The following is a 20,469-nucleotide window of genomic DNA, read 5'->3' as shown; positions in this document are numbered from 1 at the left end:
TATGGGCCGAAAAGAAATGATTGCTATGCTGCTCGCCGGAGGCGAAGGAAAGAGGCTTGGTGTGCTTACGAAGGATTTAGCTAAACCAGCCGTCTACTTTGGCGGGAAATACAGGATTATTGATTTTACGTTAAGCAATTGTGCTCATTCAGGTATTGATACGGTTGGTGTCTTAACACAGTACCAGCCGCTTGAGCTTAACCGGTATCTTGGCATTGGAAGCCCTTGGGGCCTGGACCGCCGTGACGGCGGAATGACAATATTACCGCCATATATGAAGCAGAAGGGCGGGGTATGGTACAAGGGTACAGCGAATGCGATTTATCAAAATATGGGCTTTATTGAAAGGTATAACCCGGAATATGTCCTCATTATTTCAGGGGATCACATCTATAAAATGGATTATGAGCTTATGCTGCAGCATCACAAGCGCTCCGGTGCCGATGTTACGATTGCGGGTATCGAGGTTGAATGGAAGGAAGCAAGCCGCTTCGGCGTCATGCATATCGATGATGAGGATCGTATTACCGCGTTTGAGGAAAAACCGAAAAGCCCAACCAGTAATATTGCATCAATGGGCGTCTATATCTTCACATGGTCCGAGCTGCAAAAATATTTGATTTATGATGAAGCAAGCCGCAGCTCCAGTCACGACTTCGGCAAGGATCTTATCCCAGCTATGATGAAAGACGGCAAGCGGCTTCACTCTTACCCGTTCAAGGGCTATTGGAAGGACGTTGGGACGATCGAGAGCTTGTGGGAGGCTAATATGGATTTGCTGGCGGATGAGCCCCCGCTCGAATTAGCGGATTCCTCCTGGCGGATTTATTCGGTTAATCCAAATCAGCCTGCTCAGCATATCGGCGCTAAAGCGGAGGTGTCTGCTTCGTTAATTACAGAAGGCTGCTTGGTAGAAGGTGTTGTCGATCGTTCAGTGCTGTTCTATGGCGTGAAAGCTGCAAGTAACAGCTATATTACGGAATCGGTTGTAATGCCGAATGTTCGTATCGGTGAAGGTGCGCGCATTCATAGAGCCATTATCGGTGAGGGTGCCGTCATTCAGGCTGGCGTTATTATTGGTAGTCCAGACGATGAGGCGATCACGGTTATTGCGGTGGATCAATATGTAACGAATGATCATTTGCTGCAGGAGGTGGAGCAATCATGAAGCATAAAATTATGGGCGTTATCAATTTAATTCATGAAACAGACGAGCTTGAGCGACTGACGCAAGGACGCTGCCTCGCAACTGTACCCTTCGGCGCTAGGTATAGATTAATTGATTTTGTATTATCAAGCATGGTGAACTCCGGAATAGCCAAGGTAGCCGTGTTCGCCCATACGAAGTACCGGTCATTAATGGATCATCTCGGATCAGGGAAGGATTGGGATCTGCAGCATCGTCAAAGCGGATTGTTCGTGCTTCCGCCCGCTACGGATGATATACAAGAAATTAGCCGCGGCGATTTATATCATTTCTATCAGCAGCGCGATTACTTTAATCGATCTAATCTGGAGTATGTTGTTATTACTCGCAGTCATATGGTATGCAATATCGATTTTGACAAGGTCATTCAATTTCATCTGGAGCGGGCAGCCGATATTACGGTGGTATGCAAGCAGCAGGCGGATCTGCTGACAGGCAAGGCGCGAAAGGTAACAATGAATGAGGATGGACGGATCACAGCCATACAAGATCACTATGGACGTATGATAAGCGACACCGTTTCGATGGAAATGTATATCATGCGCAAGGATTTGCTTATGGAGCTTGTCGAGACATCGCTGGCACAGGGGCAGGATCATCTCGTACGGCATGCGATATTTTCCAGATTAGATAAGTTGGCCATATACGGGTATATGCATGAAGGCTATTTAGGTGTTGTGAATACCTTGTCGAGCTACTACCGCAATAGTATGAATCTCCTGGATCCAGAAGTTTGGAAGGAGCTGTTCTATCAGCCGAATCCGATCTATACGAAAGTTAAAGACGAACCGCCTGCTCGTTATTTAATGGGCTCCAAGACGATTAATTCGCTCATTGCAAATGGCTGCCGAATAGAAGGCACGGTCGTCAACTCAATTTTATTCCGGGGAGTGCATGTACAGAAGGGTGCTGTAGTAAGTAACAGTATCATTATGCAAAACGGCATCATAGGCGAGAATAGCTTTGTTCAACACAGTATTTTGGACAAGGATGTGCGCATTGAAGCGGATCGCGACATCCGCGGTGCTGACACCTCTCCGTTTCTTGCTGGTAAGCGTAAAATTATTTAAATATATAGAAGGCGCTGCTGCAGCGTCATTTGGAAAGGAGTTTCTTATGAACATACTGTTCGCAACCTCTGAAGCTGTACCACTTGCTAAGACCGGCGGCCTTGCTGACGTTGCAGGAGCGCTCCCCAAAGCGCTCCGTCAACGCGGTGTTGATGCCAGAGTCGTGCTTCCGAAATACGAAGAAATTCCAGCGCATTTCCTTGCGCAGTTTGAATCAATCGCTCACTTTACCGTTTCCTTCGGCTGGCGCAATCAGTACTGTGGTCTTTTGAAAGCAGAGCTTGATGGCGTGACCTACTATTTGATCGATAACGAGTTTTATTTTAAGAGAACCGGGCTTTATGGCTATGATGATGACGCGGAGCGTTTTGTATTCTTCTGCTTTGCATTTATGGAGGCTGTCCGTTATATGGATTTCCATCCCGACATTGTTCATTGCCATGATTGGCAGACGGCGCTCATTCCGTTCCTGCTTAAGACGAAGTATGCTTTTGATCCGGCATGGGCTTATGCGAAGTCAGTATTTACGATTCATAACCTGAAATATCAAGGCATATTAGGAATAGACCAGATGAAGGATTTAATCGGCGCAGGCGATGAAATGTTCAGAGCGGAGAGTCTTGAATATTTTGGCGCGGCAAGCTGTATGAAGGGCGGGCTTAACTACGCAGATAAGCTGACGACCGTAAGCGGCACATACGCGGAGGAAATTCAATCGGAATATTACGGAGAGGGGCTCGACTCGCTGCTTAGGTACCGGTCGGGCGATTTAATCGGCATTGTGAATGGCATCGATGACGAGCTGTTCGATCCGATGAATGACTCCGCGCTTCATACGCCGTATCGCAATTCTCTGAGCCGTAAGCGAAAAAACAAGCTTGAGCTCCAGCGGGAGCTTGGTTTGCCGCAATCAGAAACGGTTCCGTTGATTGGAATTGTGTCGCGTCTAGTCGAGCAGAAGGGCTTTGACTTGATCGCGGCCTCTTTTGAGGAGCTGCTCCAAGAGGAGGTGCAGTTTGTCATCTTAGGTGCCGGCGAGGGACGATATGAACATTTTCTGAATGATGCCGCCTATCGTTACCCCGATAAAGTGGCGGTATGGTTAGGTTATGACGATCGGCTGGCACGCCGTATTTATGCAGGCTCGGACATGTTCGCCATGCCTTCAAAATTCGAGCCCTGCGGTCTTAGCCAGCTTCTTGCGCTGCGCTATCGCTCCGTACCGATTGTTCGTGAGACAGGTGGTCTGAAAGACACGGTACAAGCCTATGACGAATATACTGGCGAAGGGAACGGCTTCAGCTTTACGAATTACAACGCGCATGACTATATGCATACCGTGCGCAGAGCGCTCGCTCTGTTTCGTGATGAGGAGGTCTGGAAGAAAATCGTCGGCAATGGCATCAAAGAGGATTACAGCTGGAGCCGGTCGGCCAAAGCCTATATGTCCGTATATACGGAGCTTACCGCGCATCGAAAGGAGAAGGAATCATGGCCCGTCATCTTGTAATCGGCAACGGAAAAATGCTTCTGAACTTAGACCAGCATTGTTATATTCGCGATATTTATTATCCTTTTGTTGGTCAGCTAAATCATGTTGGCGGTCATTACTGTCGCATGGGCGTTTGGGTGGACGGCATGTTCTCATGGCTGGATGAGCCGGAATGGCAGTTTGATCTCGATTATATCGAGGAGTCGCTTGTCACGAATATTATTGCAAAGCATGAGCGATTAGGCATCGAGCTCCAAATGAATGATGGCATCCATCAGCGGGAATGCATTTATATTAAAAGAGTTGTCATCCGCAACAAAAGAAGCGAGCAGATGGAGGTCAGGCTGTTCTTTCACCAGGATCTGATGATTGATGGCTCTGAAGTTGGCGACACAGCTGTATATTATCCAGAGAATCATACCTTGTATCATTACAAGCGAAACAATTATTTCATGTTTAACGGTTCTTCGGATGAGGGCGGCATGATGCAGTACTCTACTGGTATTAAGAGGTTTCAATCAGCTGAGGGAACCTGGCGCGATGCGGAGGATGGCGTGTTGATGGGCAACTCCATTGCTCAGGGCTCAGTAGACAGCACCATCAGCTTCCGTACAATCGTCCCCCCTAATAGCGATAAGTCGATCTACTATTGGATGTCGATCGGTCCAAACCTAGAGGTTGTGAAGGAGCTTAATCAATACGTGCAGGAGAATCATCCGGAGAAGTTGCTCAGCCGGATGGTTATTTACTGGAAGCACTGGCTCCGCCGGGCAGAAACTGACCTCGGTGATCTTCCGCAGGACGTTGTGAAAATGTTCAAGAAAAGCCTGCTCCTTGTACGCACGCAGATCGATGAGCGCGGAGCGATTTTGGCAGCTAATGATACGGATATCTTGCAATACAATCGAGATCACTACAGCTACATGTGGCCGCGTGACGGAGCGCTTATCGCAGATGCGATGTCCATGGCCGGCTATCAGAGCGTTATTTCTCCATTTTTCCAATTTTGCGCTCAGGCTCTTGCGCCAGATGGCTATTTGTATCATAAGTACAATCCAGATGGGACTGTTGGCTCTAGCTGGCATCCTTATATTGTACAGGGAAGCAGGCGTTTGCCCATTCAAGAGGATGAGACGGCTCTCGTTCTCTTTGCATTGTGGAAGGACTACTCGCGTAACCAGGTTATCGAGCTGCCGCAATCCTTGTATAGTAATTTAATACGTAAAGCGGCTTCATTTCTGAGCTCCTACATCGAAGAGCCGCTGTCTCTGCCAAAGCCAAGCTATGATCTATGGGAGGAGCGTTACGGCATATGGACGTATACCGCCGCCTCCGTTTATGGCGGCTTGATGGCTGCAGCATACTTCACGGATCTCTTCGGTGACTACGAGAGAAGCGATCACTACAAGACAACGGCAGAAGCGATTAAGAAGGGCATTATTACTCAGCTGTGGGATGAGGAGGCTGGACGTTTCGCACGCGGGCTTATTCAGAAGGATAACCGCTGGGTGAAGGATATGACTCTGGAGAGCAGTCTGTTCGGCGTATTGGAATTCGGTGTGCTTCCGGTCGATGATTTCCGTGTTGTCCAGACGATGGAGGCCATTAAGGAAGGGCTCCAAGTCAAAACGCATATCGGCGGCATCGCAAGGTATACAAACGATTATTATTTCCAGCAGTCAGGTGAAATCGACAAGGTGCCGGGCAATCCATGGATTATATGCACGCTGTGGGTAGCAAACTACGAGATTGATTCCGCCAAAACGCTTGAGATGCTGGAAGGTCCTCGCCGTACGCTGCAGTGGGTATCCGATCATGCGCTTCAAAGCGGTCTGCTGCCTGAGCAGCTTAACCCTTATGACGGGACACCGCTTTCGGTAGCGCCTCTTACCTGGTCGCATGCTACGGTTGTGCATAGCGTCTGCAAGTACGCGGAGAAGTATAAGCAGCTTCGCATGCAATTGGATCCCAACGAATAAATGTTTAGCTAAACGTTCATTGATGGAAGACTGCATGCCTGCCATAGCATGCGGTCTATTTGTTGTCGGGGAGCATCGCCCCTCATTGCTCGCTCTGTACGAAATCCAGATTGTTACACATACTCATCTATGGCACGAAATTTGATATATAGCTGAAACAGAGCTATTGTAGAAATATACATTATCTATACAATTTCAGGAGGAGCCGAGATGAGTACGAAGTATGTAATCGGGGTTGATATCGGGACAACCAGTACGAAGTCAGTGCTGTTCACGGTCAGTGGCTCGATTGTAGCAAGTCAAGGCAAGGAATATCCGCTGCATTCTCCGTCGCCTGCGATTGCGGAGCAGGATCCTGATGAGATTTTTGCTGCTGTCATTGAGACAATAGGTAAAACTATGACGAAGAGCAATGTGCATTCTGACGATATTTTATGCGTTTCCTTCAGCTCGGCGATGCACAGTGTTATCGCCGTCGATCAGGAGGGTATTCCACTGACAAAATGCATCACATGGGCAGATAACAGAAGTAAGGAATGGACGAATAAAATTAAAAACGATTGGAATGGCCATGACATTTATTTGCGCACGGGGACGCCGATCCATCCCATGTCTCCGTTATCGAAGCTAACCTGGCTTCGTTATGATCATAGTGAGCTGTTCGAGCATGCGCATAAATTCATTTCGATCAAAGAATATGTTTTCTTTAAGCTGTTCGGACGTTATGTGATCGATTATTCGATCGCATCGGCAACGGGCATGTTTAATTTGCAACAGTTGAATTGGGATGAAGAGGCGCTGCACGTTGCTGGAGTGACGGCTGAACGATTATCAGAACTTGTTCCTACAACCTACCGGCTTGATGGGTTGAAGGAGCAATTTGCGAAGCAAATGAATTTGCTGGCTTCTACGCCGTTTGTGGTTGGCGCCAGCGACGGAGTATTATCCAATCTCGGCGTCAATGCGATCGAGCCTGGCGTTGTAGCGGTTACAATCGGAACGAGCGGCGCTATACGTGCCGTCACAGATAAGCCTGTAACCGATCCAAAAGGCAGAACATTTTGCTATGCACTAACGGAGAAACACTGGGTAATTGGCGGCCCCGTTAACAATGGCGGCATGATCTTTAGATGGGTTCGCGATCAGATCGGAACAGCTGAGATCGAAGAAGCAAAGCGTCTTGGCGTTGATCCATATGAGCTGTTGACAGAGCTTGCCGGCAAGGTAAAGCCTGGATCGGATGGTTTGATCTTTCATCCTTATTTATCGGGAGAGCGTGCACCGCTATGGGATGCAAATGCAAGAGGATCGTATTTCGGATTAGGTCTTCACCATAAGAAGGAGCATCTTGTTCGGGCGGCGCTGGAGGGTGTTATTTTTAATTTGTACAGCGTGCTTATGGTGCTTGAGGAATTAACCGGCAAGCCCGTGAAAATTCAAGCGGCCGGGGGGTTTGCAAGGTCTGAACTTTGGCGTCAAATGATGGCAGATATTTTTGACCAGGAGCTTTACGTGCCGGTAAGTATAGAAAGCTCCTGCCTGGGCGCTGCCATACTTGGACTTTATAGCTTAGGCGAAATTGATTCGATTCATGCGGTCGCTGATATGGTGGGCGCATCGCATTTTCATTCGCCAAACAAGCAGCATGCACAACTATATTCTGAGCTTATGCGCATTTATATTCGCATCTCACGTCTGTTGACGGAGGAGTATGCCAATATTGCAGCGTTCCAACAAAAGTGGGTATAAGGAGAAAACAGCCGAGCAAGCGAGCTGTTTTCTTCTGCTTAGATGCATCGTAAGCGTCATGTGACGCGCCCTGTCATGTTCCGTATTTCTTTAAAAATGCAGACATGGTGAGCAGCGGCCAAATGTAGTTGTTGCTTGGATAGTACACATATACGCTTCCTGGCAGTCCAGCGCCAGTTGGATACGTATAAGTCCAATCTCTGCGCGCAAGCGAGCGAAGCAGCGCTTCAGCCCCCCGCATAAGCTCTGGTGTCAGCTTCTCGTTTACGGCTATAAGGGCATCCATCGCCCACGCGGTTTGCGATGGCGTGCTCGCAGCTAATGGAACATATTGCTTTACCTTATCACTCTTGCAAGATTCGCCCCAGCCTCCATCCGTATTCTGAATACTCAGCAGCCAGCTTATCGCTTTCTTAATAGCGGGATGGTCTCTTGCCACACCAATAGCAGTCATCCCTTGGATAACCGCACCAGTGCCATGTATATAGGCGATTCCCCAGCGACCGTACCAGCTACCGTCCGCCTTCTGATTTGATAATACCCATTGAACGGAATCATCAATCCAACGATGACCAATCGTCATATCGAGTTCCTTGCCCAGGAAGGTGAGCACACGACTTGTTAAATCGACCGTTGAAGGATCGGTAGAAATGTCTGAAGAGCTTTCAAAAGTAAAAAAGCTTGCAGGAAGAGATAACCCTTCTCGCTCAAAAGCAGGCCACCCTCCATTATCGTTGCGCATCGCTAATATCCAGTTTAAGCCCTTCTGCCATTTGGAGTGTCCGTCTCTAAAGCGAGAGATAGAAGGGCGAATCGCTCTAAGAGCGGCAGCGCTGTCATCTACATCAGGGTAAATCGTGTTAACATCAGAGAAGCCCCAGCCGCCAGGTACCGTATGAGGACTGCGTTTGGACCAATCGCCTAATCGGGTTTGCTGCCTAACGGATAAATAGTCGGCTGCGCGCTCTAAGGCTGCTGAATGAGCAGGAACGCCCGATTCCCGCAGTGCATAGCTGAGCATGGCGGTATCCCACACCTCGGCAGATGCCACTTGTATATGCGGCTGATCCTTGCATTGCAGCGATTGAATGCCAAGCAGAAGCCGGCTGATGAGGGGGGCTTCTGGAGGGTAGTTCAGCGCTAAGAGCGCAAATATCATAAGTATGGTAGCTGTTGAGTAAGTGAGGAGCGTGCCGTTTGGCTCCAGCCGCTCGAGCATAAAGTTCTCCGCTTGCTTTAACATTGCAGAGGAGTCGGAGAAAAGCAAGCTCGCTAACGGAAGCGAGGAAAGGAAGCTGTTCAGAGCCGATATCCAATTGTCATCATTGGCAAAGACGCGGGAGTCGGTAATAAAAAGATCGGACAAATCCGGCATTATTGCGTTCCGGCGCACAAATTGGGTATTCGCCATAATGAGGGTTGGGATGAGATGGACGCGAGCATGACCGGAAAGCGAAAACAGGTCAAGACCGATGCCGAGGTCGGAGAAAAAGGCTTGTAAAGGAATTTGCAGCTGGCGCGGCCATTTGGCTTGGCCAGTCGCAGCAAAGATGACCTGCGTCAGCAAGGTGCGGACTTCAGACAAGCCGCCACGAGAGCGGATAAATTGCTTCGCAAGCAAAATGCGTGGATCCGACTGCTGATAATAGCCAGCGCACAGAAGAGCATAGCAGGCTTCAGCGGTTGCCTCCAAATTTCCCCCGGCTTCATCAGGGTACAGCTTCCATGCGCCATTACTTTGCTGCCTTGCAGCGATTCGTGCAGCAAGTGAAGGCATAAAGTGATGATCTCTTCTGCCGAGTGCTGTCATTAATATGATCAGATAGCTGTCCGTCATCACACCAGAGTCAAAGCACATACGCCAAGCGCCGTCAGGTGATTGCTGGCGAAGCAGCTCGGCTGTCATCAGATTTATTCGATCACGCAATCTGCTCATATCCATAGTCCGCATTCATCCTTTGCAACAATAGTTGCTTCAAGTATATGCGAGGTCTGGCGTTGTCATTATGATTATCGATAGGCAGGAGTGATGCGGAGGATGCTGCTCATCCATTTGCTGCGAGCAATCGTTGCACAAATACACGGAGTGCCACTGCGGTGGAGCCTTCTTTATACCGGATAATCGAGAAATGACGCTCGAATTGTTTTTTTCGCATAGGCAGCTCGCGCAGTTCTCCGGTCTCCAGCTCTTTGCTGACGATCCATCGTGAGAGCATAGCAATGCCTAAGCCGCTCAGCACAGCCTCTTTGACGCTTTGACTGCTATTGAATATATAGGTTCTCTTCGGCGTTAGGTTCTCATCAGTTATAAATTGATCACTATAGGCGCGTGTGCCTGAGCCTAATTCCCGCAGTACCCAAACCTGGCTGCGCAGCAGCGCGGCATCGACGAAACGATAGGTTGCAAGCGGATGATCGGAAGGAGCAATCATAATCTTCTAGGAACAATGTTTACGCTGGCGTACACCTTTTTTTATTCATTTTTGCCTTTAAGCGAAGCAGGCTACGGCATATTCTCGGGAGCAACGCTGCATGAGGTTGCACATGTCATTGCGGCGGCGGCACCGGGCGGCTAGGCGGCAATTGATCTTGCGGTCATTGTGAAAATGACTCGTGTGGCGATGCTTGTCCCAGTGGACATTTTTATCGGAATTTGGCATAGACGAGGGGAAAGTTAAGGTCAGCGGATCAGCTTCAAGTCGATCAAATCGATACCAATGCCGTGGTTTATCGTTGGTTTTCTTATGATGAGCGCGGTCAATACGCTTGATATTATCCCTCCATTAGTAACCGAGCTGCTAATTAATGGAGCTTATTTGCTTATTGCAATGGCTATGGCAGGTCTGGGATTAGGCGTCGAACTCCTCATGTTCAAAAGGCAGGGCTTGAAGTCGTTCGCGGCAGGACTAATGGGGTCAGTGCTGCTGTCGCTGCTTGGGCTAATACTCGTATTCAGCCTGAAATTGAATTAATTTGAAAAGTCCGTCCAGATTTTATGATCTAGGCGGACTTTATTGGCGTGCAGCCTGCCTGATATAAGCCTCGCAAGTCATCTGCTTAGGAATAGCCAACTGGCGGTACTGGTCGGGGGCGCGGGTATTGACGAATATGCTTAATACGTGAATAGGTAGTCAAACGCATGCCGTTGCCCGCCTGAATGCTGGAAGCTGCCCCTGCTGCGATGATATGGACTGAGCCAACGCAAATATTGGGGGAAAGGTTCACGCGCTCTAGGTTTACGACCTGTCCGTTATCGTACTCCGCATCATTCAGAATAGGCGGAGCGCGGTTAAAGATCGGATACGATTCGAAAAAAACATCCCCTGCTGAGGTATGATCTTGTTGACGCTGCAGCGACAGCGCTTGCAGTGAAGCTGTGGTCTGACCTCGATCACCTAACTGTACGCAAGCAGTTTGAGAAGCGCTGATAATGCATAACGAGCCGAGATTTGCAGTCCGGGTAGGGAAAGCTTCTTCTCTACACTCAGTCTTCATCGCCTTGTCCCGTTACAATAGCTTCACCCTGCGCCGCGCTGGAGCCCTCAGGAAGCGGGAAAGGCGCAAGAGGTCCAACAATGACAGATTCCGGCGGCGTATCGAACATGGAATATAAGCTTACGTAGTCGGTATCGCCGACCTGAATCATGGATGCGCTGGAAACGCCAAGCAGCTCAATTTGACCAACTGTCAGTGAATGGTTAATAACCTTGAATTGAATCATTATGCATTTCCTCCTGGTGGAGTTGAGCCTGTTTGCAGCTGCTGCATATAGGCCAGCAAAGCAGCATCGGCATCCCTCTTCGTCTTGGCAAGTACGCCAGCACTGATTTCGTTCGATTGATTACCAGCAGCCTGATCCCCATACATCGTTTTTAATTGGTTTACGTAATACTGAATGCGTGTCGGCAACTGCTTACGTACATCCTCGATAATGATTCGCCGATGATAAGGGTCAAGCGGGATGCAAAGCTCATTTTCGTACATGAGCAGCCGCTGCTGCGCTTCGGTGTCTAAATAGCTGTTCATTTGAGCAAAAATCGTGTTAAAAGGTTCTGTAGAAGAGGGAATGGCGGGCTCTGCTGAAGGGAAAACCATTGGCTTGCTGACGTTAAGCTGTTCTATGCTGCCAGGGAATGCGTTGTCTCCTGAGCCTGGCGCAGTCATGCCGATATTTAACGTACCGTCAAGCTTTTCCACCTTTAATTGATCAAAATGATATTCAATGCTTTCTATATTATAAGAGGGACGCGTTTCCAGCAGCTTCACCTGCTCGGACAAAGCGGAAATCTGCGCTTCCAGCTTGTCGATCTGCTCCTGCAGAGCTTTGAAAGTATGCTGCACGTCCAGCGACCAGGCTTGCCACGGTGAAAGCTGATTTGGCTGCTGCATAAGTCATATCCTCCTTTGCTGCAAACCTATTTTCAGAGCCGCTAGGTTGGATTGGGCAGCGGCACGAAGGAGAGCGGATTTTCTTGACCGAGCTGAGGAGCGGGTCCCGTGAACCCGCCGGTATTATAAAGCTGCGATAAGGATCGAATAGACCCGGCGCTCCCAACCTGAAGGACAGAGCTGTTCGACACACTGTCCACACGGAGCTGGTGAATGGTAATCTGCTGGTGGATCGTGAGGTTCATACAACACCGATGTCATTATTTGTATTATCTTGTACATCCGGATCAATAGAGTTCGTAGCGCTTACCGCATTATTGGAATTGGTCAAGCTGCCTGTTAGGAATGAGCCGGATCCCGCATACGTTTTTGAATTGCTGTTTGGCGATACTTCTAAAGCATCGCCAAATTGGACGATAGAACCGGAGCCGACGCTAACGATTTTGACAAAACCGACGACAGCAGGCATAAGCATCTCCTTCTTTCTAAAGCATTTGGTTTGGCGGTTCTAGAAACTGTTGATTACTCCTCTTTATTGCTATGCTACATCGTATGCGGCATTCGCCTAGAGGTTACTGCGTCAGGAGTGGCCTGAAAGAAGGCGAGCGCATACACTGGTAGAAGTGCTGGAAGGCAGGTGCATGCTTGTGGCATCCAAATGGGATGAGCTGGAGCGGTGGATGGAAGGACAGCGGCTACCAAAAGGCTTTGAGATATTGAGAGAGCCGGACTGGGTAGAGCAATATGTGAGAAAAATGATGACAAAGGCGTTGCCCGAAGCAGCCGGAGCAATGGTGGGAGGAGGCTTAGCTGCCATCTCGGAAACGCGCCACTTTGTTCATGTGAAAATAAAACTGCCAGACGGCTATGATCGGGAGCAGCTGCGGCTGTTTGTGCGTGAGGACCGGCTGAGGTTAGATGGTTTGCCGAATGGGAAAAGCGAGATGATCAAGCTGCCAAAGCTGGTGAAGCCTCGTTTATGCAAAACGCTGTTAAAGGAAGATTTACTGCAAGTAAAGCTCAAGAAGAGGCCGACAAATCGAGCTTACTATGAAGCGAACGTGCGATGGTAGCTTTTAATTGCAGAAGGAGCGCTCGCTAGCTGGCATGCGCTCTTATTTGTCACGAAATGGACAGGGTTTGCGGCTGGATAATGCTTGTCCAATCCCTTATAATGTCTAGTGAACCTGTACATATTTGCAAAGGGAGTGTTATTCGTGTCATTAGTTGATGTAAGCAGTGTTTCTGCTACTTTATTCATACTAGGAATCATTTTTTTGCTGCTCATATTCGGCCTGCTAAGCTTTGGCATTTTGCGCATGTTTCAACAAAAATTTAAAATTGGCTGGTTAAGCTTCGCAGGCGCCATCGTCAGCTTCGGTGTATTCATGTTCATCCTGAATAAATGGTACTTATAGTAGGACTATAGCTAATCATGACCGGAGGAATAAACTTGTTTTGGACAGCCATTTGGTTTCTGGTTAACCTATTATTTGTTGCAGCCAGTGTTACCTATTTATTCCTGCACCGCTCTTATACGGAAGCGAGAAGGCAGTCAGGCGACGTAAAGCGGGTTGCTCGACTGGACCGCCGCAGGAAGCTGGTCGCAATTTTAAGTATTTTGCTCTTTGCGGCGATGGCGGCCAGCTTTATGATTAACATGAGATTGAACGGTTAAGAGGCTCTCATTGACGAGAGCTTTTTTTTTCGTCATTATGGATATAGAAACTTTTACGTTCGGAGGATCGACATATGCATACAATGGAAGACATTTTGCGACGGATGTCTAGTCAAGGACTCCGCATAACGGATCAAAGGAAGACGTTGGCGAAGCTGTTCTCGGAGACGCAGGGCTATTTGGCGCCGAAGGAAGTCTATGAATATATGGGGAAATCGTATACGGGGCTCAGCTTCGATACGGTATACCGCAACTTGCGTGTCATGGAAGAGCTGGGGGTGCTGGAGCAGGTTGTTTTTGAGGATGGCGGCAAATTCAAGCTCCACTGCAGAGAGCATGATCACCATCACCATATGATTTGCTTGCAATGCGGTATAACATACCCCATCACGTTCTGCCCAATGGAGCAGACCATTGTTCCAGAGGAATTTAAAGTGGTGAAGCATAAATTCGAGGTGTTTGGCTATTGTAAGGAATGCGTTCAGGATGAACAGTCGGCAAGCGAGCAGTAATGGGGAAGCAGCAGATGATAATACGAGTTGCGCAGGCGCCGATTCGCTTTTATCGCAAGGTTATATCGCCAATCCTGCCTCCATCCTGCCGCTATTACCCAACCTGCTCGATGTATGCGCTGGAAGCGATTGAGAAGCATGGCGCAGCGAAGGGAGCATGGCTTGCCGCTAAGCGGATCGCACGCTGTCATCCGTTTCATCCAGGAGGCTTTGACCCCGTCCCGCCGGTAAAGGGGGATAAGGCCGATGCTCCTTGACAGACCGGGGGATCTTTCGGTATATTTTGACATAGAAGCATCTATATATCCGAGGAACGGATAAGTACAATGGCATACCTTATGCAGAGAGCCGGGCAATGCGGTGGAAGCCGGCAAGGGAAGCTATTGGAAGATGGTCCGGGAGGATTCGCTTTCGAGCTGCAGCACGTAAGAGGCTGGGTAAGGGAGCGGCGCTAAGCCAGCGTTATCGGCGATTGCCGTCAATTGGACGGCACACGAAGCTTTCGCCATGGATCGGGAGAATTGAACCGATGCCATCGTGATTGGAATTTGGGTGGTACCGCGTGAGTTTACACTCTCGTCCCATGTTGGACGGGAGTTTTTTGCGTTTTTTTCTACATTTAACCTTTTGGAGGGGTCAAGCATGACGAAGAAAAATACGTTTTATATTACGACGCCAATTTATTATCCGAGCGATAAGCTGCATATCGGGCACGCTTATACGACAGTAGCAGGGGATGCAATGGCGCGTTACAAGCGTTTGCGCGGCTATGACGTTTGGTATTTGACAGGTACTGACGAGCATGGGCAAAAGATTGAGCGTAAAGCAAAGGAGAAGGACCAAACCCCGCAGCAATTCGTCGATAACATCGTGATCGGCATTAAGGAGTTATGGGCTAAGCTGGAAATATCCAATGATGATTTCATCCGTACGACGGAGGAGCGTCATAAGGTTGTTGTTGAGAAAATCTTTGCCCAGCTTCTTAAGCAAGGGGATATTTATAAAGGCGAATATGAGGGCTGGTATTGTACGCCCTGTGAATCCTTCTTCCTGGAGCGTCAGCTTTCAGACGGCAAGTGTCCGGACTGCGGCAGGCCGGTAGAGCTTGTGAAGGAGGAAAGCTACTTCTTCCGCATGAGTAAATACGCAGATCGTCTGCTGCAGCATTATGAGGACAATCCGGACTTTATTCAGCCCGAATCGCGGAAAAACGAAATGATCAACAATTTTATCACGCCAGGTCTGGAGGATTTGGCGGTATCGCGCACGACGTTCGATTGGGGTATTAAGGTGCCTGGTGATCCGAAGCATGTTATCTATGTATGGATTGATGCGTTATCCAACTATATTACCGCACTAGGCTACGGCAAGGAGGGCGGAGATGAGAAATACCGCGATTTCTGGCCTGCAGATGTTCATCTGGTTGGTAAGGAAATCGTTCGTTTCCATACGATTTACTGGCCAATTATGCTTATGGCGCTTGACCTTCCGCTGCCTAAGAAGGTATTTGCCCACGGCTGGCTTTTGACGAAGGAAGGGAAAATGTCAAAGTCGAAGGGTACCGTCGTAGATCCGGTTATGCTGATTGACCGTTATGGTCTTGACGCGCTTCGCTACTATTTGCTGCGCGAGGTGCCTTTTGGTGCGGATGGCGCATTTACGCCTGAAAATTTTATTGAGCGCATTAACTTCGATTTAGCGAATGACCTCGGAAATTTACTTAACCGCACGGTTGCGATGGTTGATAAGTATTTTGATGGTGTGATACCGGCATTTGGCGGTTATGTGACGGACTTCGACGAGTCTTTGCAGAAGCTGGCTGCAGAAACCGTAAGCCAAATGGAAGATGCGCTGGAAAATATGGAGTTTTCTGTGGCGCTCGCCTGCTTGTGGCAGCTGGTAAGCAGAACAAATAAATATATTGATGAGACACAGCCATGGACGCTTGCTAAGAACGAAGCGAAACGTGAGGAGCTTGCATCCGTGATGCACCACTTGGCGGAATCGCTGCGTATCGTTTCGATCCTGCTGCAGCCGTTCTTGACGCATGCTCCTCAGGAGTTGTGGAAGCAGCTAGGATTAGAGCAAGGTGAGCTTACTTCTTGGGAGAGCACGAAACGTTTCGGTACAATGCCTGGCGGCACGAAGGTGAGCAAGGGAGCACCGTTGTTCCCGCGCCTTGATACAGCAGAAGAAGCGGCTTTCATTGCTGCGGCTATGAGCGGCGGCTCGCAGCTCGTGCAGCCGGAGGCTGAAGGAGACAGGGCCGGAGCCAGTACTCCAGCCGTTGGAATCGGTGCCGAAGCAGGATCGGCTCGAGCGGACAATAAGGAAGAAATTGCAATCGATGATTTTGCAAAGGTCGAGCTGAGAGTCGCTCAGGTTATTGCGGCAGAGTCTGTTCCAAAGGCCGACAAGCTGCTAAAGCTTCAGCTAGATCTTGGTTATGAGCAGCGCCAGGTTGTTTCAGGAATCGCGAAATTTTATACTCCTGAAGAGCTTATCGGACGCAAAGTCATATGCGTCACGAATTTAAAGCCGGTTAAGCTGCGCGGCGAATGGTCGCAGGGAATGATACTTGCTGCCTCGCACGACGATCAATTGACACTCGCTACAGTCCCTGAAAGCATGCCGAACGGCGCGGTTGTGAAATAATAACAAATGAGCTGTTCAAGCAGAACACATTTTGCGTGTAAAAAAATCGGATTATAATCAATCATGCACCTTAGCGAAGCTGGTGATGGCGTATTTGCGTCCATCTATTTCTCCAGCCTTGCAAGGTGCATTTTTTTATAGCTTTATGCGAACAGTTAAGGTTGACAGTCTAATTAATGCATCGTATAATACAAAACGTAATAGTAACGATTACGATAAAAAGATAGAAATAGAATGGAGAGAACATCAAATGAAAGCTTCGAAGTCATCATTCCGCTATCCTGTGCTAAGTCTGCTGGTTACAGCGCTGCTGCTGTTCGCCGCAGCATGCGGCAATCATGCGAATAACACGGGCAACACGAATAATTCCACAAATTCTTCCGCCGCTCCAAATGACAGTGGCGCAACGGATGCAGCACAAGAGCAGCAGGTTAGTGTTGTGACTAGTTTTTATCCATTATATTTCCTTGCTTCAGAAATTGGAGGAGAGCATGTCAATGCGGTTAATCTAGTATCCGCTGGAGTAGAGCCGCATGATTGGACACCTAAGAGCCGCGATTTGGACACAGCATCTAACGCTCAGCTGTTCCTCTATCATGGCGCTGGTTTAGAGGGCTGGGTTGATGATTTTCTGAAGGGCATGTCTAAGGACAGCATGGTCATTTCGAAGGAGATGAGCGTCGGAATAAATTTGATCGAAGGCTCCGGCGAAGTAACGGATGAACATGCCGACGAGAATAATCAGGGGCATGCCGACGAGAATAATCATGGGCATGCGGATGAAGAAGCGCATAACCATGAGGAGGGAATAGATCCGCACACGTGGGTTAGCCCGAAATCAGCGTTAGTATTAGCTGAAAACATTAAAAACAGCTTAATTGAGGTCGATTCCGCAAACCAAGCAGATTATGAGAATAACTATTCCGCGCTCAAGCAAAAGCTGGAAGCACTAGATGCAGATTATACAGCCAAGCTTGCACAGGTTACAAATAAAAATATTGTCGTATCGCACCAGGCATTTGGATATTTGGCCCGTGATTATGGCTTGAATCAGGTGCCTATTATGGGCCTCATCCCAGATGCCGAGCCGCGGGCACAAGATTTATTGAAGATCGCAAAGTTTGCGAAGGAAAACAACGTGAAATATATTTTCTTCGAGGAGCTTGTATCAGATCAGCTTGCTAATACGCTCGCTAGTGAAGCTGATGCGAAGACGATGGTTCTTAATCCACTGGAAGGATTGACGCCTGAGCAGGAAAAAGCGGGCGAGAACTATATAACCTTAATGGAACGGAACTTGCAAAATCTTGTGCAAGCATTACAATAGAACAAAAGGCAAACCTGCGGAGCTGATTCAGCTCCGTATTGCTGTGAGGAGGGAAAATAAGGTGCAAACAAACATCATGTCCAAAGACACCACAAGCTGCCACCAAGAGGTCATCTCCTTGGATAATGTCTCCTTTTCTTTTCAACAGCAGAATGTTATCTCGGATCTTAGCTTCGCCGTGAAGGAGAGAGACTTCATCGGTCTGATCGGCACGAACGGTGCGGGCAAAACGACGCTGCTGCGTATGATCGTTGGATTGCTGAAGCCGACGAAGGGCACAATCCGATTGTTCGGACAAAACGTAGACAGGTTTAAGCAATGGGAACGCATCGGCTACGTCCCTCAGAAAAATGCGTTTAATCCGCTGTTTCCGGCTACTGTCCGAGAGGTCGTGCTGTCAGGACTTTTTAGCCGCAATAAAATTTTCAAGAAGCTAAGCAAGTCCGACTTCCAGAAGTGTGAAGATGCGCTGCAGGCAATGGGAATCGAGGATTTGAAGGATAAGCGGATCGGACAGCTGTCAGGCGGACAGCAGCAACGCGTTTTTCTAGCAAGAGCACTTATAAACAATCCATCGATGTTAATTTTAGACGAGCCAACGGTCGGCATCGATACGGAAACGCAGGAAGGCTTTTTTCACATGATCAAGCATATGCATCAGCACCATAATATAACGTTCCTGATGGTATCGCATGATCTGGACATGATTCGCTCTTATTTGGGAGAACGTCCGGCTGCCGAGAATGGGAAGCTTAAGTTTCACATTAAGCATTCGCATGAAACGCAGGATTGCGTGGAGAATGACCTGGCGCACAGCCTTAAAGGGCTAAGAGAGCAAATGGAGAGCAGGAAAGAGGTAGTTTTGATTGGAGATCGTAACGAGTGAATTTTTTCAAAGAGCCCTTATCGGCGGCTTTCTGATTGGCATAACAGCCCCATTAATGGGCTTATTTCTTGTTCTGCGCAGGCTTTCCATGATTGGAGATACCTTATCTCACGTGTCGATTGCCGGAGTTGCTCTTGGCTTCCTGATTGGAGTGTACCCGATTGCTGTCGGATTCATATTTGCGATTATGGCATCCTTTGCCATAGAAAAGCTGCGGAAGGCCTATAAATCATACGCAGAGCTGTCTATTGCGATTATCATGTCAGGCGGCATCGCACTTGCATCTATATTATTTACGATAGGAAAAAATTTCAAAATGAATGTAAATAGCTATTTATTCGGAAGCATTTACACGCTTAGCAGCACCGATTTGTTTGTAATAGGCGGAGTCACGGCGATTGTGCTTATTGCCATCCGGACACAGGTTAAAGAGCTGTTTCTGCTCACCTTTGATGAGGACGCGGCAGCGGTCAGCGGCTTGCCCGTCAAATTTTATAATGTCATGATTAGCGTGCTAACGGCACTTGTCATTAGCGTGTCGATTCAAATCGTCGGCGCTCTGCTTGTTTCCGCATTACTTACTGTACCGGCTGCATGCAGCTTGATCATCGCCCGGAGCTTTCGTCAAAGCGTCATTACCGTTGTCCTTATCGGTGAGCTGGCGGTTCTGAGCGGACTGCTTATAGCTGGCGTATGGAATCTTGCGCCTGGCGGCACGATTGTATTATTGCTCATCGCTGTTCTGCTTTTACTGTTTGTATTCCGGCGCGGAGTCAGAGCAGGCAATTGATTGAAGTGAGGTGAAAAGGCTTGGACATCAATATTTGGCTGGCATTCGGAGCGGGTTTTGCATCCTTCATTTCTCCTTGCTGCTTGCCGCTTTACCCATCTTATTTATCCTACATAACTGGCATTTCGGTATCCGATTTGAAATCGAATGATAATACAAAGAAAAAACGTATACGAACGATGTCGCATACGCTGTTTTTCCTTTTGGGCTTCAGCACCGTCTATTATGCTCTAGGCTACAGCACGAATGTGTTCGCAGAGTTTTTCAGCGATTATCGGCAGCTTATCATGCAATTATCCGCAATCTTAATCATTTTAATGGGATTATTTCTGCTAGGCTTATTTCAGCCACAGCTTCTTATGAAGGAGTTTCGGATGAATTTAGTACCGAAGAAAGCGAATTATTTAAGTTCCTTCGTATTTGGAATCGGCTTCTCGGCAGGCTGGACACCATGTATGGGCCCTGCATTAACAGCAATATTAGGACTTGCGGCGACCGCGCCAGGCACGTGGTTTCAGCTGACAACAGCTTATGCGCTTGGCTTTGCGATTCCTTTTTTTGTTCTCGCATTTTTCCTTGGAACGGCCAAGTGGATTTTAAAGTATTCGTCTGCTGTCATGAAGGTTGGCGGTGCGATCATGATCTTAATGGGTATCCTGCTGTTTACAGATCAAATGACTAAAATTACGATTTGGCTTAACACCATTACCCCTGATTGGTTAGCTTTTTAAAAGA

Annotated in this window: 23 protein-coding genes and 1 pseudogene; 17 read left to right on the top strand and 7 right to left on the bottom strand. The window is 48.3% G+C overall.

All coding sequences use genetic code 11. From position 1 onward, the window contains the following. Position 1: 1 nt before the first annotated feature. The 5 genes from ACO9K6_RS03820 to gntK all read left to right on the top strand — a co-directional run bounded on the left by ACO9K6_RS03820 (position 2) and on the right by gntK (position 7,497). On the top strand, positions 2 to 1,168 hold the full coding sequence (locus tag ACO9K6_RS03820; RefSeq protein WP_424766204.1) for a glucose-1-phosphate adenylyltransferase: 1,167 nt from the start codon (positions 2 to 4) through the stop codon (positions 1,166 to 1,168). Further along, positions 1,165 to 2,277 (top strand): glucose-1-phosphate adenylyltransferase subunit GlgD, encoded by a 1,113-nt coding sequence (gene glgD / locus ACO9K6_RS03815; RefSeq protein ID WP_424766203.1) that lies wholly within the window; start codon positions 1,165 to 1,167, stop codon positions 2,275 to 2,277. Before ACO9K6_RS03820 ends, glgD begins: the two co-directional genes overlap by 4 nt. 46 nt (positions 2,278 to 2,323) lie before the next feature. Then, a complete protein-coding gene (gene glgA, locus ACO9K6_RS03810) occupies positions 2,324 to 3,787 on the top strand; it encodes a glycogen synthase GlgA (RefSeq protein ID WP_424766246.1) in 1,464 nt (487 codons plus the stop codon). After that, positions 3,769 to 5,748 (top strand): glycoside hydrolase family 15 protein, encoded by a 1,980-nt coding sequence (locus ACO9K6_RS03805; protein WP_424766202.1) that lies wholly within the window; start codon positions 3,769 to 3,771, stop codon positions 5,746 to 5,748. Before glgA ends, ACO9K6_RS03805 begins: the two co-directional genes overlap by 19 nt. 210 nt (positions 5,749 to 5,958) lie before the next feature. After that, positions 5,959 to 7,497, top strand: coding sequence for a gluconokinase (gntK, locus tag ACO9K6_RS03800; RefSeq protein WP_424766201.1), 1,539 nt, complete (start codon positions 5,959 to 5,961; stop codon positions 7,495 to 7,497). Positions 7,498 to 7,570: 73 nt separating this feature from the next. Here gntK and ACO9K6_RS03795 read toward each other — a convergent pair whose 3' ends face one another. Continuing rightward, complete coding sequence (locus ACO9K6_RS03795; protein WP_424766200.1) at positions 7,571 to 9,439, bottom strand: squalene cyclase; 1,869 nt, start codon at positions 9,437 to 9,439, stop codon at positions 7,571 to 7,573. Positions 9,440 to 9,542: 103 nt separating this feature from the next. Beyond that, on the bottom strand, positions 9,543 to 9,929 hold the full coding sequence (locus ACO9K6_RS03790; RefSeq protein WP_424766199.1) for a LysR substrate-binding domain-containing protein: 387 nt from the start codon (positions 9,927 to 9,929) through the stop codon (positions 9,543 to 9,545). On the opposite strand from ACO9K6_RS03790, the pseudogene ACO9K6_RS03785 reads away from it, so the two are divergent. Further along, positions 9,909 to 10,469, top strand: a pseudogene (locus ACO9K6_RS03785) (YeiH family protein). The gene ACO9K6_RS03790 and the pseudogene ACO9K6_RS03785 overlap by 21 nt on opposite strands. An 85-nt stretch (positions 10,470 to 10,554) precedes the next feature. Here the strand turns inward: ACO9K6_RS03785 and ACO9K6_RS03780 are convergent. From ACO9K6_RS03780 to ACO9K6_RS03760, 5 genes are read right to left on the bottom strand one after another with little or no spacing between them, the layout of a single operon-like run. Continuing rightward, positions 10,555 to 10,992 (bottom strand): spore germination protein GerPE, encoded by a 438-nt coding sequence (locus ACO9K6_RS03780; RefSeq protein ID WP_424766198.1) that lies wholly within the window; start codon positions 10,990 to 10,992, stop codon positions 10,555 to 10,557. Beyond that, positions 10,982 to 11,218, bottom strand: coding sequence for a hypothetical protein (locus tag ACO9K6_RS03775; protein WP_424766197.1), 237 nt, complete (start codon positions 11,216 to 11,218; stop codon positions 10,982 to 10,984). Before ACO9K6_RS03775 ends, ACO9K6_RS03780 begins: the two co-directional genes overlap by 11 nt. After that, the gene (gene gerPC / locus ACO9K6_RS03770) at positions 11,218 to 11,886 is read right to left on the bottom strand and encodes a spore germination protein GerPC (RefSeq protein ID WP_424766196.1); all 669 of its coding nucleotides are present in this window, start codon (positions 11,884 to 11,886) and stop codon (positions 11,218 to 11,220) included. The genes ACO9K6_RS03775 and gerPC overlap by 1 nt, the downstream gene beginning before the upstream one ends. A gap of 41 nt (positions 11,887 to 11,927) precedes the next feature. Further along, positions 11,928 to 12,131, bottom strand: coding sequence for a spore germination protein GerPB (locus tag ACO9K6_RS03765; RefSeq protein ID WP_424766195.1), 204 nt, complete (start codon positions 12,129 to 12,131; stop codon positions 11,928 to 11,930). Continuing rightward, positions 12,128 to 12,355 carry a spore germination protein gene (locus ACO9K6_RS03760; RefSeq protein WP_424766194.1) on the bottom strand — a complete coding sequence of 76 codons (228 nt, stop codon included), beginning with the start codon at positions 12,353 to 12,355 and terminating at the stop codon, positions 12,128 to 12,130. Before ACO9K6_RS03760 ends, ACO9K6_RS03765 begins: the two co-directional genes overlap by 4 nt. Before the next feature lie 172 nt (positions 12,356 to 12,527). Here ACO9K6_RS03760 and ACO9K6_RS03755 point away from each other — a divergent pair, with 172 nt between their 5' ends. From ACO9K6_RS03755 to ACO9K6_RS03705, 11 genes are all read left to right on the top strand, one after another. After that, positions 12,528 to 12,959 carry an Hsp20/alpha crystallin family protein gene (locus ACO9K6_RS03755; protein WP_424766193.1) on the top strand — a complete coding sequence of 144 codons (432 nt, stop codon included), beginning with the start codon at positions 12,528 to 12,530 and terminating at the stop codon, positions 12,957 to 12,959. Between the two features lie 144 nt (positions 12,960 to 13,103). Next, on the top strand, positions 13,104 to 13,304 hold the full coding sequence (locus ACO9K6_RS03750; protein ID WP_424766192.1) for a hypothetical protein: 201 nt from the start codon (positions 13,104 to 13,106) through the stop codon (positions 13,302 to 13,304). Positions 13,305 to 13,339: 35 nt separating this feature from the next. Next, positions 13,340 to 13,564 carry a hypothetical protein gene (locus ACO9K6_RS03745; RefSeq protein ID WP_424766191.1) on the top strand — a complete coding sequence of 75 codons (225 nt, stop codon included), beginning with the start codon at positions 13,340 to 13,342 and terminating at the stop codon, positions 13,562 to 13,564. A gap of 74 nt (positions 13,565 to 13,638) precedes the next feature. Next, on the top strand, positions 13,639 to 14,076 hold the full coding sequence (locus ACO9K6_RS03740; RefSeq protein WP_424766190.1) for a Fur family transcriptional regulator: 438 nt from the start codon (positions 13,639 to 13,641) through the stop codon (positions 14,074 to 14,076). 14 nt (positions 14,077 to 14,090) lie between these two features. Next, complete coding sequence (gene yidD, locus ACO9K6_RS03735) at positions 14,091 to 14,333, top strand: membrane protein insertion efficiency factor YidD (protein WP_424766189.1); 243 nt, start codon at positions 14,091 to 14,093, stop codon at positions 14,331 to 14,333. A 69-nt stretch (positions 14,334 to 14,402) separates the two neighbouring features. Next, positions 14,403 to 14,531, top strand: a complete 129-nt coding sequence (locus ACO9K6_RS03730) for a hypothetical protein (protein WP_424766188.1) — start codon at positions 14,403 to 14,405, stop codon at positions 14,529 to 14,531. A 187-nt stretch (positions 14,532 to 14,718) separates the two neighbouring features. After that, entirely contained in the window at positions 14,719 to 16,731 is a 2,013-nt protein-coding gene (gene metG / locus ACO9K6_RS03725; RefSeq protein WP_424766187.1) for a methionine--tRNA ligase, read from the top strand. A 250-nt stretch (positions 16,732 to 16,981) separates the two neighbouring features. Beyond that, the gene (locus tag ACO9K6_RS03720; protein WP_424766186.1) at positions 16,982 to 18,058 is read left to right on the top strand and encodes a metal ABC transporter solute-binding protein, Zn/Mn family; all 1,077 of its coding nucleotides are present in this window, start codon (positions 16,982 to 16,984) and stop codon (positions 18,056 to 18,058) included. Between the two features lie 76 nt (positions 18,059 to 18,134). Further along, positions 18,135 to 18,944, top strand: coding sequence for a metal ABC transporter ATP-binding protein (locus ACO9K6_RS03715; protein WP_424766245.1), 810 nt, complete (start codon positions 18,135 to 18,137; stop codon positions 18,942 to 18,944). Then, the gene (locus ACO9K6_RS03710; RefSeq protein WP_424766185.1) at positions 18,925 to 19,734 is read left to right on the top strand and encodes a metal ABC transporter permease; all 810 of its coding nucleotides are present in this window, start codon (positions 18,925 to 18,927) and stop codon (positions 19,732 to 19,734) included. Before ACO9K6_RS03715 ends, ACO9K6_RS03710 begins: the two co-directional genes overlap by 20 nt. A gap of 20 nt (positions 19,735 to 19,754) precedes the next feature. After that, the gene (locus ACO9K6_RS03705) at positions 19,755 to 20,465 is read left to right on the top strand and encodes a cytochrome c biogenesis CcdA family protein (RefSeq protein ID WP_424766184.1); all 711 of its coding nucleotides are present in this window, start codon (positions 19,755 to 19,757) and stop codon (positions 20,463 to 20,465) included. Positions 20,466 to 20,469 lie beyond the last annotated feature (4 nt).

Origin of the sequence: Paenibacillus praedii (genome assembly GCF_049725345.1) — a bacterium.
Lineage (GTDB): Bacteria > Bacillota > Bacilli > Paenibacillales > Paenibacillaceae > Pristimantibacillus.
Note: the sequence above shows the minus strand (reverse complement) of the source record. Positions and strands in the feature narration are given on the sequence as shown.